At 53.7% G+C, this 15,204-nt stretch carries 11 protein-coding genes, 5 tRNA genes and 2 rRNA genes (1 of these 18 only partly in view); all 18 read right to left on the bottom strand.

Annotated features, from left to right (window positions below):
* Positions 1-37 precede the first annotated feature (37 nt).
* Positions 38-4,111 carry a DNA-directed RNA polymerase subunit beta gene (gene rpoB, locus ACYZT0_RS28735; protein ID WP_462044012.1) on the bottom strand — a complete coding sequence of 1,358 codons (4,074 nt, stop codon included), beginning with the start codon at positions 4,109-4,111 and terminating at the stop codon, positions 38-40.
* Between the two features lie 220 nt (positions 4,112-4,331).
* Positions 4,332-4,697: a 50S ribosomal protein L7/L12 gene (rplL, locus tag ACYZT0_RS28730; protein ID WP_010467258.1), complete on the bottom strand. Its 366-nt coding sequence runs from the start codon at positions 4,695-4,697 to the stop codon at positions 4,332-4,334.
* Positions 4,698-4,777: 80 nt separating this feature from the next.
* On the bottom strand, positions 4,778-5,278 hold the full coding sequence (rplJ, locus tag ACYZT0_RS28725) for a 50S ribosomal protein L10 (RefSeq protein WP_010467255.1): 501 nt from the start codon (positions 5,276-5,278) through the stop codon (positions 4,778-4,780).
* 198 nt (positions 5,279-5,476) lie between these two features.
* Positions 5,477-6,172, bottom strand: a complete 696-nt coding sequence (gene rplA / locus ACYZT0_RS28720; protein ID WP_201190738.1) for a 50S ribosomal protein L1 — start codon at positions 6,170-6,172, stop codon at positions 5,477-5,479.
* A complete protein-coding gene (rplK, locus tag ACYZT0_RS28715) occupies positions 6,172-6,603 on the bottom strand; it encodes a 50S ribosomal protein L11 (protein ID WP_003210097.1) in 432 nt (143 codons plus the stop codon). Before rplK ends, rplA begins: the two co-directional genes overlap by 1 nt.
* A gap of 117 nt (positions 6,604-6,720) precedes the next feature.
* Positions 6,721-7,254 (bottom strand): transcription termination/antitermination protein NusG, encoded by a 534-nt coding sequence (nusG, locus tag ACYZT0_RS28710; protein WP_282379324.1) that lies wholly within the window; start codon positions 7,252-7,254, stop codon positions 6,721-6,723.
* 9 nt (positions 7,255-7,263) lie between these two features.
* A complete protein-coding gene (secE, locus tag ACYZT0_RS28705) occupies positions 7,264-7,632 on the bottom strand; it encodes a preprotein translocase subunit SecE (RefSeq protein WP_007896620.1) in 369 nt (122 codons plus the stop codon).
* Positions 7,633-7,677: 45 nt separating this feature from the next.
* Positions 7,678-7,753: transfer RNA gene (locus tag ACYZT0_RS28700), tRNA-Trp, on the bottom strand.
* Positions 7,754-7,806: 53 nt separating this feature from the next.
* The gene (gene tuf / locus ACYZT0_RS28695) at positions 7,807-9,000 is read right to left on the bottom strand and encodes an elongation factor Tu (protein ID WP_149630384.1); all 1,194 of its coding nucleotides are present in this window, start codon (positions 8,998-9,000) and stop codon (positions 7,807-7,809) included.
* 84 nt (positions 9,001-9,084) lie between these two features.
* Positions 9,085-9,160, bottom strand: a tRNA-Thr gene (locus ACYZT0_RS28690).
* 26 nt (positions 9,161-9,186) lie between these two features.
* Positions 9,187-9,260: transfer RNA gene (locus ACYZT0_RS28685), tRNA-Gly, on the bottom strand.
* Between the two features lie 24 nt (positions 9,261-9,284).
* Positions 9,285-9,369: transfer RNA gene (locus ACYZT0_RS28680), tRNA-Tyr, on the bottom strand.
* A 142-nt stretch (positions 9,370-9,511) separates the two neighbouring features.
* Positions 9,512-9,952, bottom strand: coding sequence for a hypothetical protein (locus ACYZT0_RS28675; protein ID WP_462031076.1), 441 nt, complete (start codon positions 9,950-9,952; stop codon positions 9,512-9,514).
* 7 nt (positions 9,953-9,959) lie between these two features.
* Positions 9,960-10,709: a pantothenate kinase gene (locus ACYZT0_RS28670; protein WP_462044011.1), complete on the bottom strand. Its 750-nt coding sequence runs from the start codon at positions 10,707-10,709 to the stop codon at positions 9,960-9,962.
* The gene (gene birA, locus ACYZT0_RS28665; protein ID WP_462044010.1) at positions 10,699-11,658 is read right to left on the bottom strand and encodes a bifunctional biotin--[acetyl-CoA-carboxylase] ligase/biotin operon repressor BirA; all 960 of its coding nucleotides are present in this window, start codon (positions 11,656-11,658) and stop codon (positions 10,699-10,701) included. The genes ACYZT0_RS28670 and birA overlap by 11 nt, the downstream gene beginning before the upstream one ends.
* A 135-nt stretch (positions 11,659-11,793) precedes the next feature.
* Positions 11,794-11,909: ribosomal RNA gene (gene rrf / locus ACYZT0_RS28660) — 5S ribosomal RNA — on the bottom strand.
* 160 nt (positions 11,910-12,069) lie between these two features.
* Positions 12,070-14,961, bottom strand: a 23S ribosomal RNA gene (locus ACYZT0_RS28655).
* A 236-nt stretch (positions 14,962-15,197) separates the two neighbouring features.
* Positions 15,198-15,204, bottom strand: a tRNA-Ala gene (locus ACYZT0_RS28650); it runs 69 nt beyond the window's last position.

Here is a 15,204-nt window from a genome sequence, read left to right as displayed (position 1 = left end):
CGGGCAATCCTGCCCCGCTCTCGATTCGCGTCACGTGTTATTCGGTTTCCAGATCGATATCGATGCCGAGGGAACGAATTTCCTTGATCAACACGTTGAAAGACTCGGGCATGCCCGGCTCCATACGGTGATCGCCGTCCACGATGTTTTTGTACATCTTGGTCCGGCCGTTCACATCGTCCGACTTCACTGTGAGCATTTCTTGCAGAGTGTAAGCAGCACCGTATGCTTCCAGTGCCCAGACCTCCATCTCCCCGAAACGCTGACCACCGAACTGTGCCTTACCACCCAGCGGCTGCTGGGTAACCAGGCTGTACGAACCGGTAGAACGAGCGTGCATCTTGTCGTCTACCAAGTGGTTCAGCTTCAGCATGTACATGTAGCCAACAGTAACCGGGCGCTCGAACTTGTTGCCGGTACGGCCGTCAGTCAGCTGCATCTGGCCGCTTTCTGGCAGATCTGCCAGTTTCAGCATGGCCTTGATTTCGCTTTCCTTGGCGCCGTCGAACACTGGAGTGGCCATTGGAACGCCGCCACGCAGGTTCTTCGCCAGATCCAGGATTTCCTGGTCGGAGAAGCTATCCAGATCTTCGTTACGACCGCCGATCTGGTTGTAGATCTCGTCGAGGAATTTACGAAGCTCGGCGACTTTGCGCTGCTCTTCGATCATCCGGTTGATCTTCTCGCCCAAGCCTTTAGCCGCGAGGCCCAGGTGGGTTTCAAGGATCTGACCAACGTTCATACGCGAAGGTACGCCCAACGGGTTGAGGACGACGTCGACCGGTGTGCCATTGGCATCGTGCGGCATGTCTTCAACCGGCATGATCACGGAGACCACACCTTTGTTACCGTGACGACCGGCCATCTTGTCGCCCGGCTGGATGCGGCGACGGATTGCCAGGTAAACCTTGACGATTTTCAGCACGCCTGGAGCCAGGTCATCGCCCTGCTGCAGTTTGCGCTTCTTGTCTTCGAACTTGTCGTCCAGCAGACGGCGGCGATCAACGATGTAGGCCTGAGCCTTCTCGAGTTGCTCGTTCAGAGCATCTTCAGCCATGCGCAGTTTGAACCACTGACCATGCTCAAGACCGTCGAGAACTTCGTCGGTGATGTCCTGACCTTTCTTCAGACCGGCGCCACCTTCGGCTTTGCGGCCGACCAGAGCGGAACGCAGACGTTCGAAAGTGGCGCCTTCAACGATACGGAACTCTTCGTTCAGATCCTTGCGGATCTCGTCGAGTTGAGTCTTCTCGATGGACAGAGCACGAGCATCACGCTCGACGCCGTCACGGGTGAAGACCTGTACGTCGATGACAGTGCCCTTGGTGCCGGTAGGCACGCGCAGGGAGGTGTCTTTAACGTCGCTGGCTTTTTCACCGAAGATGGCACGCAACAGCTTCTCTTCCGGAGTCAGCTGGGTCTCGCCTTTCGGAGTGACTTTACCTACCAGAATGTCGCCTGCGCCAACTTCGGCACCTACATAAACGATACCGGCTTCATCCAGTTTGTTCAGTGCAGCTTCACCCACGTTCGGGATGTCTGCAGTGATTTCCTCTGGCCCAAGCTTGGTGTCACGTGCCACACAGGTCAGTTCCTGAATGTGGATCGTGGTAAAGCGATCTTCTTGAACAACTCGTTCCGACAGGCAGATGGAGTCTTCGAAGTTGTAACCGTTCCAGGCCATGAACGCGATGCGCATGTTCTGACCCAGCGCCAGTTCACCCATGTCGGTGGACGGGCCGTCAGCCATGATGTCGCTACGCTGAACCCGATCACCTTTACGCACCAGCGGACGCTGGTTGATGCAGGTGTTCTGGTTGGAGCGGGTGTATTTGGTCAGGTTGTAGATGTCGACACCAGCTTCGCCGGTTTCAACTTCGTCATCAGCAACACGAACCACAATACGGCTCGCGTCGACGGAATCGATAACGCCACCACGACGAGCCACGACGCAAACGCCGGAGTCACGGGCTACGTTACGCTCCATGCCGGTACCGACCAGCGGCTTGTCAGCACGCAGGGTAGGTACAGCTTGACGCTGCATGTTCGAACCCATCAACGCACGGTTGGCGTCATCGTGCTCGAGGAACGGGATCAGCGACGCTGCAACCGAAACTACCTGCTTCGGAGAAACGTCCATCAAGGTAACGTCTTCCGGCGCCTTGACGGTGAACTCGTTCAAGTGACGAACAGCTACCAGCTCGTCGATCAGCATTTTCTTATCGTTCATCGTGGCCGAAGCCTGAGCGATCACGTGATCAGCTTCTTCGATGGCGGACAGGAACACGATCTCGTCGGTGACCAAAGCGTCTTTCACCACACGGTACGGGCTCTCGAGGAAGCCGTACTGGTTGGTGCGCGCATAGGCGGCCAGGGAGTTGATCAGGCCGATGTTCGGGCCTTCCGGCGTTTCAATCGGGCATACACGACCGTAGTGAGTCGGGTGCACGTCACGAACTTCAAAGCCAGCACGCTCACGAGTCAAACCGCCAGGGCCGAGTGCAGAAACACGACGCTTGTGGGTGATCTCGGACAGCGGGTTGTTCTGGTCCATGAACTGGGAAAGCTGGCTGGAACCGAAGAACTCTTTCACCGCCGCAGCCACTGGCTTGGCGTTGATCAGGTCTTGCGGCATCAGGCCTTCGCTTTCAGCCATCGACAGACGCTCTTTGACCGCACGCTCAACACGTACCAGGCCAACGCGGAACTGGTTCTCGGCCATTTCGCCTACGCAGCGAACACGACGGTTACCCAGGTGGTCGATGTCATCGACGATGCCTTTACCGTTACGGATGTCGACCAGAGTCTTCAGAACCGCGACGATGTCTTCTTTGCACAACACGCCCGAACCTTCGATCTCGGTACGACCGATACGACGGTTGAACTTCATCCGGCCGACCGCAGACAGGTCATAGCGCTCAGGGCTGAAGAACAGGTTGTTGAACAGAGTCTCGGCAGCGTCTTTGGTTGGCGGCTCGCCTGGACGCATCATGCGATAGATCTCGACCAGCGCTTCCAATTGGTTGCTGGTGGAGTCGATCTTCAGAGTGTCGGAGACGAACGGACCACAATCGATATCGTTGGTGTACAGAGTTTCGATGCGAACAACCTGGGACTTGGCGATTTTCGCCAGGATCTCGGTGTTCAGCTCGGTGTTGCACTCTGCCAGGATTTCGCCGGTTGCCGGATGCACGATGACCTTGGCGGTAGTGCGACCCAGGACGTAGTCCAGAGGCACTTGCAGCTCTTTGATCCCTGCTTTTTCCAGTTGGTTGATATGGCGAGCAGTGATACGACGACCCTGCTCGACAATAACCTTGCCTTTGTCATCCAGGATATCGATGGCAGCGATTTCACCACGCAGGCGCTGAGGCACCAGTTCCAGGTTGAGGTTTTCACCCTGCACGTGGAAGACGTTGGTGGTGTAGAACGCGTCGAGCACTTCCTCAGTGGTATAGCCGAGCGCGCGCAGCAGTACCGATGCAGGCAGCTTGCGACGACGGTCGATACGCACGAATACGCAGTCTTTCGGGTCGAACTCGAAGTCCAGCCACGAACCGCGGTAAGGAATGATGCGCGCGGAGTACAGCAGTTTGCCAGAGCTGTGCGTCTTGCCACGGTCGTGGTCGAAGAACACGCCCGGGGAACGGTGCAACTGGGAAACGATTACACGCTCGGTACCGTTGATTACAAAGGTACCGTTCTCAGTCATCAGGGGGATTTCACCCATGTAGACTTCTTGCTCTTTGATGTCCTTGATCGCTTTGTTCGACGATTCTTTGTCGAAAATGATCAGGCGCACTTTTACCCGCAAAGGTACGGCGTAAGTTACACCGCGCAATACGCATTCTTTGACATCAAATGCCGGTTCGCCCAGGCGATAACCGACGTACTCCAGCGCAGCATTGCCGGAGTAGCTGATGATCGGGAAAACGGATTTGAAGGCCGCATGCAGGCCCACGTCGCGGAACTGATCTTTAGTCGCTCCCGCTTGCAAGAATTCACGATACGAATCCAGCTGGATGGCCAGGAGGTACGGCACATCCATGACGTCCGGCAACTTGCTAAAGTCCTTGCGGATACGTTTTTTCTCAGTATATGAGTAAGCCATCAGCGTTCCCCAGCTTGGTCACCTGCTTGTTTGGCCCCTCCCGACGGGAGCAGCCAGAAAATCGTGCAAACCCCATGGTTTGCGCCACCGCATCGGGTGGTTACAGCTCGTTATCAACACCGACCCAGTCGGCTGCCAATAACGGAAAAAGGCCGGTGGCAAGAGCCACCAGCCATCAGCCTTTCGCTTAACGCTCGGGCTGGAGACGCAAAGTCGATGCTTACTTCAGCTCGACTTTAGCGCCTGCTTCTTCCAGAGTGGCTTTGGCTTTGTCAGCTGCGTCTTTCGAAACAGCTTCCAGAACCATGCCAGGAGCGCCGTCAACTACAGCCTTGGCTTCTTTCAAGCCCAGACCGGTCAGTTCACGTACTGCCTTGATCACGTTAACTTTCTTCTCGCCAGCTTCCAGCAGCATGACGTTGAATTCAGTTTGTTCTTCAACAACGGCAGCGACAGCAGCTGGACCGGCGGAAGCAGCGGCAGCAGAAACGCCGAACTTCTCTTCCATGGCCTTGATCAGCTCAACGATTTCCAGAACGGATTTTTCGCCGATTGCTTCGATGATTTGGTCGTTAGTCAGAGACATGACTATAAATTCCTGTATTGGGGTGACAGCCTACGCGGCCATCGAAATAAACAATAAACGCTGAAAGGAGTCGCTCAGCCTTAGGCTGCGGCAGCTTCTTTCTGGTCGCGAAGAGCCGCCAGAGTACGAGCCAATTTGCTGGTTGCGCCTTGAATCACGCTCATCAGCTGAGAAATTGCTTCGTCACGGGTCGGCAGGCTTGCCAGTACGTCGATCTGATTAGCTGCGAGGAACTTGCCCTCGAACGCAGCTGCCTTGATCTCGAACTTATCCTGACCTTTTGCGAACTCTTTGAAGATACGGGCAGCAGCGCCCGGATGTTCTTTGGAGAATGCAATCAAGGTCGGGCCGGTGAACACGTCGTTGAGCACGTCATATTGAGTGCCAGCAACGGCGCGCTTGAGCAGGGTGTTACGTACAACACGTACGTATACGCCAGCTTCACGAGCCTCTTTACGGAGTCCGGTCATAGCGCCTACTGTTACGCCACGGGCATCAGCCACGACAGCGGACAGAGCAACTTGGGCAGCCTTGTTGACTTCAGCGACGATGGCCTTCTTGTCTTCAAGTTTAATTGCCACGGGAAAAACTCCTGCTTGTTACCGTTTCATCCAACCGAGGTCAGATGTCGTTTTGGTGTCTGATTCGGTAAGGAACCGGGAGCACCATCTGCGTAGGCTTGAGGTTTAAGACTTGCGTCGCCTACGGTCTTGGATAGCCCCCGCCAGGCAGGGACCCCAATCTTTCAATTGGCGCAATTGCTTGCGCCAATTTTTGTCTTACGCTTCCAGCGAACCTTGGTCGATGACCAGGCCCGGGCCCATGGTGGTGCTCAGGGTGATGCGCTTGACATAAATGCCTTTCGAGGAAGCCGGCTTGATACGCTTCAGATCAGAGATCAGGGCTTCAACGTTTTCCTTCAGCTTGACGGCATCAAAGCCGACTTTGCCAACGGAAGTGTGGATGATGCCGTTTTTGTCGGTGCGATAACGAACCTGACCAGCCTTGGCGTTTTTAACCGCGGTAGCTACGTCCGGCGTTACGGTGCCAACTTTAGGGTTAGGCATCAGGCCACGCGGGCCGAGGATCTGACCCAACTGACCAACAACGCGCATTGCATCCGGGGATGCGATAACTACGTCGAAGTTCAGGTTGCCGGCTTTCATTTCGGCAGCCAGGTCGTCCATACCTACACGGTCAGCGCCGGCAGCCAGAGCGGCCTCGGCAGCTGGACCCTGGGTGAACACAGCAACGCGAACGGTCTTGCCAGTGCCGTGTGGCAGCACAGTAGCGCTACGAACGACCTGGTCGGATTTACGCGGGTCAACACCCAGATTTACAGCAACGTCGAACGACTCGCTGAACTTGACAGTCGACAGCTCAGCCAGCAGAGCAGCAGCGTCTACAAAGTTGTAGGACTTACCTGCTTCGATTTTGCCGGCGATAGCCTTTTGGCGCTTGGTCAGCTTAGCCATTACACACCCTCCACGTTAAGGCCCATGCTACGAGCAGAGCCGGCGATAGTACGCACGGCTGCGTCCATATCAGCTGCAGTCAGATCCGCGTTTTTGGTTTTCGCGATTTCTTCCAGCTGAGCACGGGTCACAGTGCCAACCTTAACGGTGTTCGGACGAGCGGAACCGCTAGTCAGACCAGCAGCCTTCTTCAGCAGAACCGAAGCAGGGGTAGACTTGGTTTCGAAAGTGAAGCTACGGTCGCTATAGACAGTGATGATCACTGGAGTCGGCAGACCTGGTTCAATACCCTGAGTACGGGCATTGAAAGCCTTGCAGAATTCCATGATGTTCACGCCGTGCTGACCCAGTGCAGGACCAACAGGTGGGCTTGGGTTAGCCTGAGCGGCTTTCACTTGCAGCTTGATGTAAGCGGTAATCTTCTTGGCCATGAGGCACTCCAATTACGGGTTCGAACGCCTCGAAAGGCTCCCCGGTTACTTGCGCGTTTATCCCAGTGACGACAAAACCCCACAGCCTAGGGCTGCGGGGTTGGGATGCTTGCTCAGCTAGACCTTTTCGACCTGGCTGAACTCTAACTCTACCGGAGTAGAGCGACCGAAAATGAGCACCGCCACTTGGATCCGGCTCTTTTCGTAGTTAACCTCTTCGACCGTGCCTGTAAAATCGGCAAACGGCCCATCGTTGACACGTACCGACTCACCCGGCTCGAACAACGTCTTCGGCTTCGGCTTGTCGCTACCATCAGCAACGCGACGCAGAATCGCTTCTGCCTCTTTATCTGTGATTGCCGCGGGCTTATCAGCGGTACCGCCAATGAAACCCATCACCCGAGGAGTATCCTTGACCAAGTGCCAAGTACCCTCATTCATGTCCATCTGAACCAGCACATAACCTGGGAAGAACTTGCGCTCGCTTTTGCGTTTCTGGCCATTACGCATTTCAACCACTTCTTCAGTGGGGACCAGAATTTCGCCAAAGCCATCTTCCATGCCAGCCAGCTTTACGCGCTCTACCAACGAGCGCATGACATGCTTCTCGTAACCGGAGTAAGCATGCACAACGTACCAACGCTTAGCCACGGGACACCCTTAGCCGACAATCAAGGAAACAAGCCAGCCGAGCAGGGAATCAAGCCCCCACAACAGCAACGCCATAACCAGAACAACAGCCACAACAATCAACGTGGTCTGAGTGGTTTCTTGGCGAGTTGGCCATACGACTTTACGAATCTCGGTGCGAGCTTCCTTAACCAATACAAAGAAAGACTTGCCCTTGACTGTCTGCAGGCCTACAAAGGCAGCTACAGCAGCAATGACAAGCAAAGCAAGTACGCGGTACAGGATCGGCGAAGCAGAGTAATACTGATTGCCAACAACGCCAACAACCACCAAAGCGACTACTACTAGCCACTTGAGCAGATCGAAGCGAGAGCCTTGAGCTTCAGCTTTAGGAGTCATCTATGAAGATCCTGTGAAAAGAAAGCCAGACACACCAAGTGAATCTGGCAGGTCAGGAGGGAATCGAACCCCCAACCTACGGTTTTGGAGACCGTCGCTCTGCCAATTGAGCTACTGACCTAAAACAAAATCAGGCCGACCATTATGCCGGCCCGAAAAAGACATTACAACAACTTACTCGATAACCTTAGCCACGACACCAGCGCCGACGGTACGACCGCCTTCACGGATAGCGAAACGAAGACCATCTTCCATTGCGATGGTTTTGATCAGAGTGACGGTCATCTGGACGTTGTCACCTGGCATCACCATTTCAACACCTTCTGGCAGCTCGCAGTTACCAGTCACATCAGTAGTACGGAAGTAGAACTGTGGACGGTAGCCTTTGAAGAATGGCGTATGACGACCACCCTCTTCCTTGCTCAGAACGTAAACCTCAGCAGTGAACTTGGTATGCGGCTTGACGGTGCCTGGCTTGACCAAAACCTGGCCACGCTCAACATCATCACGCTTGGTACCACGCAGCAAAACGCCGCAGTTCTCGCCAGCACGACCCTCATCGAGCAGTTTGCGGAACATTTCAACACCAGTACAGGTAGTTTTGACAGTGTCACGAAGACCAACAATCTCAACTTCTTCCTGAATGCGGACAATGCCACGCTCAACACGACCAGTCACAACGGTACCGCGACCAGAGATCGAGAACACATCCTCGATCGGCATCAAGAACGGCTTATCAATAGCGCGCTCAGGCTGCGGAATGTAGCTATCCAGAGTCTCGACCAATTTCCTGACGGCAGTGGTACCCATCTCGTTATCGTCTTGACCGTTCAACGCCATCAGCGCCGAACCAATGATGATCGGAGTGTCATCACCTGGGAAATCATAAGTGCTCAGCAGATCTCGCACCTCCATCTCGACCAGCTCTAGCAGCTCCGCATCATCAACCATGTCAGCCTTGTTCAGGAAGACAACGATGTATGGAACGCCAACTTGACGAGACAGAAGGATGTGCTCACGAGTTTGCGGCATCGGACCATCAGCGGCCGAGCAAACCAGGATCGCACCATCCATCTGAGCAGCACCGGTAATCATGTTCTTTACGTAGTCGGCGTGACCTGGACAGTCAACGTGCGCATAGTGACGCACGGCCGAATCGTATTCAACGTGAGCGGTGTTAATGGTAATACCACGAGCTTTTTCTTCAGGGGCGCTATCGATCTTGTCGAAGTCGACCTTTGCCGAACCGAAAACCTCGGAGCAGACACGGGTCAAGGCAGCAGTCAGAGTGGTTTTACCGTGATCGACGTGACCAATGGTACCAACATTGACGTGCGGCTTATTACGCTCGAACTTTTCCTTAGCCATCGAAATCACCCCTAGCAGAAGAATTAAGCAGGTCAAACAAGCCATTAAAACAAAGGCAGATATTTTCATATCTGCCTCGTTATATGGAGCTCTTGAGCGGATTCGAACCGCTGACCTCACCCTTACCAAGGGTGTGCTCTACCAACTGAGCTACAAGAGCGTAACACTTCGCAGGATCTGCAAACTTGGAGCGGGTAGCGGGAATCGAACCCGCATCATCAGCTTGGAAGGCTGAGGTTCTACCACTAAACTATACCCGCGGAGCTTGCAGCTCTCGCTAAAAATGGTGGAGGGGGAAGGATTCGAACCTTCGAAGTCGTAGACGTCAGATTTACAGTCTGATCCCTTTGGCCGCTCGGGAACCCCTCCTAAGCGAGCCGGCATTCTATATCATGCCAGCCTTCTGTCAAGCATTTTCTCATTAAAAACCTGAGGTTAGCTGCGTTGACATCGCTCCGCACCGTTAACCGTTAAAGGTCTTCACTGCGAAGCGGGCGCCATTCTATGCAAACTATTCGGCGGGTGCAACCCCCTCGCACGGCATTATTTTATGTTTTAACTCATTGAATTCTCTAGAAAGGTTTTTCAGCTGCGAGTCATCCAGCCAACGCCGGCTTTCTGGTGCCACACGCACCCAGTAACCAGCAGACTCGGCGGGAGCCTTCGGCAAGGACTGGAACTTGATTTCCATACCGCTCAATCGCCGCTCGACCGCCTGAGCCGCTTCCTGACGAGCAAAACCGCCCAGATAGAGGCAACCATCGTCTGCCTGGGCAGGTTTTCCTTTATCGCGAGCCGCGTCAGTCGTCTCACTCAACAAGCGAATATCCTGCTGCGAACCCCGATACAAACTCAAAGGGGTTACATCCTTTGCACGCAGAGGGGCCTCTTGTTGGTGCCAGATGTAATAGAACATATTGAGAACAAGCAGCAGCAGAAACAACCAACGCATAGAAACCTCAGGACAAGGGGCATGCCATAGCCAAGCCTACAAACACCAGGTCGGGAACCACTCTGGCCTCAGGCACGATTTCGGAAACCAGGTCTGCATCTCCTCCAGTGAGGAACACAGCAAAATCATTCCCCCAATAGCTACGCGCCAACTCTAGCTGTGTCAGGACAAAGCCTCTCAGCATCAGCGAGCATCCCCGCTCGACTGCCTCGACAGTTGTACGACCAGGAATGAGACTTTCCAAAGCGCGCTCGGCGGCTAGATCCCCATAACGAATTCTACGGGTATGGGTGCGCAACTGGTTTCGCATCAACGGCATACCCGGGCATATAAACCCCCCGAGATGCTCTCCATCCCCGGAGATGAAGTCCGCAGTAACAGCCGTACCAAAATCAAGTACAAGGCATGCACCCGAGGCCAGATGAAATCCCCCAAGCATCGCCAGCCAACGGTCGAGCCCTAAGCGCTCGAACTCCTCATAGCCATTACGAACCCCGGACATTTCGCGGGACGGTGCAGCACATACCACCGACACACCAAAAGCTTCTGTCAGTAGAGAAATCAGAGCATTGGTTTCTTCGGCGGTCCTGACACTGACCAACCTACAAAACTTGAGAGCGAGCCCCTTGAGCGCTTGCAAGCTCTCCAGCAAAGCGAGATCTGAATCAACGACGCCTTCTCCAACCACCCGCCGAACATCTGCATCGAGCACACGCCACTTGATGAAACTGTTTCCGCAGTCGAGCTCAAGAATCATCACGCAACCTCAGACTGAGCTCACCACCACTAAAGACTTTTTCCACACCACCCACCTTCAAGCGCAGAGCACCCTGACAATCAATACCCAGCACTTCGCCATTTATTTGGTTAACACCGGCAATCAACGACACGGCTCGACCCTGCCAGAGATGATTTTGCTCCCACTCTGCCTGGATAGCTGAAAATCCGTCGACTTGATGACGACACAGATACTCCTGGAGCATTGCGCCCAACTCCCCCACCAAGTGATTTCGGTCAAACACCTTACCCGACTCGAGCCGCATGGACGTCCACTGCTGATCTATCTCATCGGTAATCTGCATGTTCACATTAATTCCCACACCCAGTACAACGTGACACACATCGGCAGGATCCCCCACCAGCTCGAGCAATATCCCGGCAATCTTTTTCTGACCGACCAGAACATCGTTGGGCCACTTCAATCCAGCCCCCGTAACACCAAGTTTTCGCAATGCCTGCATGACGGCGAGCCCAACAACAAGGCTTAAGCCTTCGAGCTGACGCATTCCACCTTCAATACGCAGCACAAGGCTGTAATAGATGTTTTCCGCAAATGGGCTCGCCCACTTTCGCCCACGCCGCCCGCGACCTGCTGTTTGCCGTTCAGCAAGCACCAGAAATGGTGCAGCCTGACCTCGCGCTATGGCACGCAGAGCTTCGGCATTAGTGGAGTCGATTGAATCGAAAACCAGGATGGGCCAATCACAAGAAGGTGCGTGCCCTCTTATCTCGACAGAATCAAGCAGCGTCAACGGCGCAGCCAGTTGATAGCCGCGACCCCGCACCTTATGGATGGATAGCCCCAGATCAGCCTCTAAATGCTGAAGCTGCTTCCAAACGGCACTACGACTGACACCCAAGGCAACGCCCAAAGCCTGACCCGAATGGAATCGGCCATCTTTAAGAAGCTTTAACAACGTCAGCATGCAAGTCTCGCCTCACAATGAGGCCCGCATGATAGCCATGCCCCGCGCCATTGCATAGAAACTCGACAGGTCAGCTTTCCTGCGGACAAAACAAAACCCCTACCTGCATACGCAGATAGGGGTTTCGGAATTTAATCTTGACGATGACCTACTCTCACATGGGGAAACCCCACACTACCATCGGCGATGCATCGTTTCACTGCTGAGTTCGGGATGGGATCAGGTGGTACCAATGCTCTATGGTCGTCAAGAAATTCGGGAGCCAGGTCGTGGGCCTTTTCAGGTTCACGCTCCAGCGAATGGGTATGCGATAGTTTGGTGTTTTGTGAGTATCTCGAACTTTCGGTTCGTTTCGTCTTCACACACCGCAATCTGGTGCCCTCTCGGGTCAGCAAATTGCTTGGGTGTTATATGGTCAAGCCTCACGGGCAATTAGTATTGGTTAGCTCAACGCCTCACAGCGCTTACACACCCAACCTATCAACGTCGTAGTCTTCGACGGCCCTTCAGGGGACTCAAGGTCCCAGTGAGATCTCATCTTGAGGCTAGTTTCCCGCTTAGATGCTTTCAGCGGTTATCTATTCCGAACATAGCTACCCGGCAATGCCACTGGCGTGACAACCGGAACACCAGAGGTTCGTCCACTCCGGTCCTCTCGTACTAGGAGCAGCCCCTCTCAAATCTCAAACGTCCACGGCAGATAGGGACCGAACTGTCTCACGACGTTCTAAACCCAGCTCGCGTACCACTTTAAATGGCGAACAGCCATACCCTTGGGACCGGCTTCAGCCCCAGGATGTGATGAGCCGACATCGAGGTGCCAAACACCGCCGTCGATATGAACTCTTGGGCGGTATCAGCCTGTTATCCCCGGAGTACCTTTTATCCGTTGAGCGATGGCCCTTCCATACAGAACCACCGGATCACTAAGACCTACTTTCGTACCTGCTCGACGTGTCTGTCTCGCAGTCAAGCGCGCTTTTGCCTTTATACTCTACGACCGATTTCCGACCGGTCTGAGCGCACCTTCGTACTCCTCCGTTACTCTTTAGGAGGAGACCGCCCCAGTCAAACTACCCACCATACACTGTCCTCGATCCGGATAACGGACCTGAGTTAGAACCTCAAAGTTGCCAGGGTGGTATTTCAAGGTTGGCTCCACGCGAACTGGCGTCCACGCTTCAAAGCCTCCCACCTATCCTACACAAGCAAATTCAAAGTCCAGTGCAAAGCTATAGTAAAGGTTCACGGGGTCTTTCCGTCTAGCCGCGGATACACTGCATCTTCACAGCGATTTCAATTTCACTGAGTCTCGGGTGGAGACAGCGCCGCCATCGTTACGCCATTCGTGCAGGTCGGAACTTACCCGACAAGGAATTTCGCTACCTTAGGACCGTTATAGTTACGGCCGCCGTTTACCGGGGCTTCGATCAAGAGCTTCGCGTTAGCTAACCCCATCAATTAACCTTCCGGCACCGGGCAGGCGTCACACCCTATACGTCCACTTTCGTGTTTGCAGAGTGCTGTGTTTTTAATAAACAGTCGCAGCGGCCTGGTATCTTCGACCGGCATGGGCTTACGCAGTAAATGCTTCACCCTCACCGGCGCACCTTCTCCCGAAGTTACGGTGCCATTTTGCCTAGTTCCTTCACCCGAGTTCTCTCAAGCGCCTTGGTATTCTCTACCCAACCACCTGTGTCGGTTTGGGGTACGGTTCCTGGTTACCTGAAGCTTAGAAGCTTTTCTTGGAAGCATGGCATCAACCACTTCGTCACCCAAAGGGTAACTCGTCATCAGCTCTCGGCCTTAGAATCCCGGATTTACCTAAGATTCCAGCCTACCACCTTAAACTTGGACAACCAACGCCAAGCTGGCCTAGCCTTCTCCGTCCCTCCATCGCAATAACCAGAAGTACAGGAATATTAACCTGTTTTCCATCGACTACGCTTTTCAGCCTCGCCTTAGGGACCGACTAACCCTGCGTCGATTAACGTTGCGCAGGAAACCTTGGTCTTTCGGCGTGGGTGTTTTTCACACCCATTGTCGTTACTCATGTCAGCATTCGCACTTCTGATACCTCCAGCAAGCTTCTCAACTCACCTTCACAGGCTTACAGAACGCTCCTCTACCGCATCACCTAAGTGATACCCGTAGCTTCGGTGTATGGTTTGAGCCCCGTTACATCTTCCGCGCAGGCCGACTCGACTAGTGAGCTATTACGCTTTCTTTAAAGGGTGGCTGCTTCTAAGCCAACCTCCTAGCTGTCTAAGCCTTCCCACATCGTTTCCCACTTAACCATAACTTTGGGACCTTAGCTGACGGTCTGGGTTGTTTCCCTTTTCACGACGGACGTTAGCACCCGCCGTGTGTCTCCCATGCTCGGCACTTGTAGGTATTCGGAGTTTGCATCGGTTTGGTAAGTCGGGATGACCCCCTAGCCGAAACAGTGCTCTACCCCCTACAGTGATACATGAGGCGCTACCTAAATAGCTTTCGAGGAGAACCAGCTATCTCCGAGCTTGATTAGCCTTTCACTCCGATCCACAGGTCATCCGCTAACTTTTCAACGGTAGTCGGTTCGGTCCTCCAGTTAGTGTTACCCAACCTTCAACCTGCCCATGGATAGATCGCCCGGTTTCGGGTCTATTCCCAGCGACTAGACGCCCTATTAAGACTCGCTTTCGCTACGCCTCCCCTATTCGGTTAAGCTCGCCACTGAAAATAAGTCGCTGACCCATTATACAAAAGGTACGCAGTCACCCAACAAAGTGGGCTCCCACTGCTTGTACGCATACGGTTTCAGGATCTATTTCACTCCCCTCTCCGGGGTTCTTTTCGCCTTTCCCTCACGGTACTAGTTCACTATCGGTCAGTCAGTAGTATTTAGCCTTGGAGGATGGTCCCCCCATATTCAGACAAAGTTTCTCGTGCTCCGTCCTACTCGATTTCATGACTAAGAGATTTTCGCGTACAGGGCTATCACCCACTATGGCCGTACTTTCCAGAACGTTCCGCTAATCTCAAAGCCACTTAAGGGCTAGTCCCCGTTCGCTCGCCACTACTAAGGGAATCTCGGTTGATTTCTTTTCCTCAGGGTACTTAGATGTTTCAGTTCCCCTGGTTCGCCTCTTAAGCCTATGTATTCAGCTTAAGATAACCATCTTATGATGGCTGGGTTCCCCCATTCAGACATCTCCGGATCAAAGTCTGTTTGCCGACTCCCCGAAGCTTTTCGCAGGCTACCACGTCTTTCATCGCCTCTGACTGCCAAGGCATCCACCGTATGCGCTTCTTCACTTGACCATATAACCCCAAGCAATCTGGTTATACTGTGAAGACGACATTCGCCGAAAATTCGCAATTTAACTCACAAATTTTACCTTAGCCTGATCCGTTACCAGTGAAAGTAACGTCCAGTCTATCTTTCTATCACATACCCAAATTTTTAAAGAACGATCTAATCAAAGACTAGAAATCAACATTCATCACCGTCTTGGTGGAATGCTCATTTCTAAGCTTTCAACAACAGAAGCAGTTAGTGGTGGA

The sequence above is a fragment of the Pseudomonas sp. ZS1P83 genome (genome assembly GCF_054897825.1).
This window is presented reverse-complemented; position numbering and strand designations above follow the sequence as displayed.

Bases quoted from the DNA above. Each gene is read 5' to 3' on its own strand.
- ACYZT0_RS28675 (WP_462031076.1), bottom strand. From the start codon at position 9,952: ATGCGTTGGTTGTTTCTGCTGCTGCTTGTTCTCAATATGTTCTATTAC.
- rplK (WP_003210097.1), bottom strand. From the start codon at position 6,603: ATGGCCAAGAAGATTACCGCTTACATCAAGCTGCAAGTGAAAGCCGCT.
- rplA (WP_201190738.1), bottom strand. From the start codon at position 6,172: ATGGCTAAGCTGACCAAGCGCCAAAAGGCTATCGCCGGCAAAATCGAA.
- birA (WP_462044010.1), bottom strand. From the start codon at position 11,658: ATGCTGACGTTGTTAAAGCTTCTTAAAGATGGCCGATTCCATTCGGGT.
- ACYZT0_RS28670 (WP_462044011.1), bottom strand. From the start codon at position 10,709: ATGATTCTTGAGCTCGACTGCGGAAACAGTTTCATCAAGTGGCGTGTG.
- rpoB (WP_462044012.1), bottom strand. From the start codon at position 4,111: ATGGCTTACTCATATACTGAGAAAAAACGTATCCGCAAGGACTTTAGC.
- rplL (WP_010467258.1), bottom strand. From the start codon at position 4,697: ATGTCTCTGACTAACGACCAAATCATCGAAGCAATCGGCGAAAAATCC.
- secE (WP_007896620.1), bottom strand. From the start codon at position 7,632: ATGACTCCTAAAGCTGAAGCTCAAGGCTCTCGCTTCGATCTGCTCAAG.
- tuf (WP_149630384.1), bottom strand. From the start codon at position 9,000: ATGGCTAAGGAAAAGTTCGAGCGTAATAAGCCGCACGTCAATGTTGGT.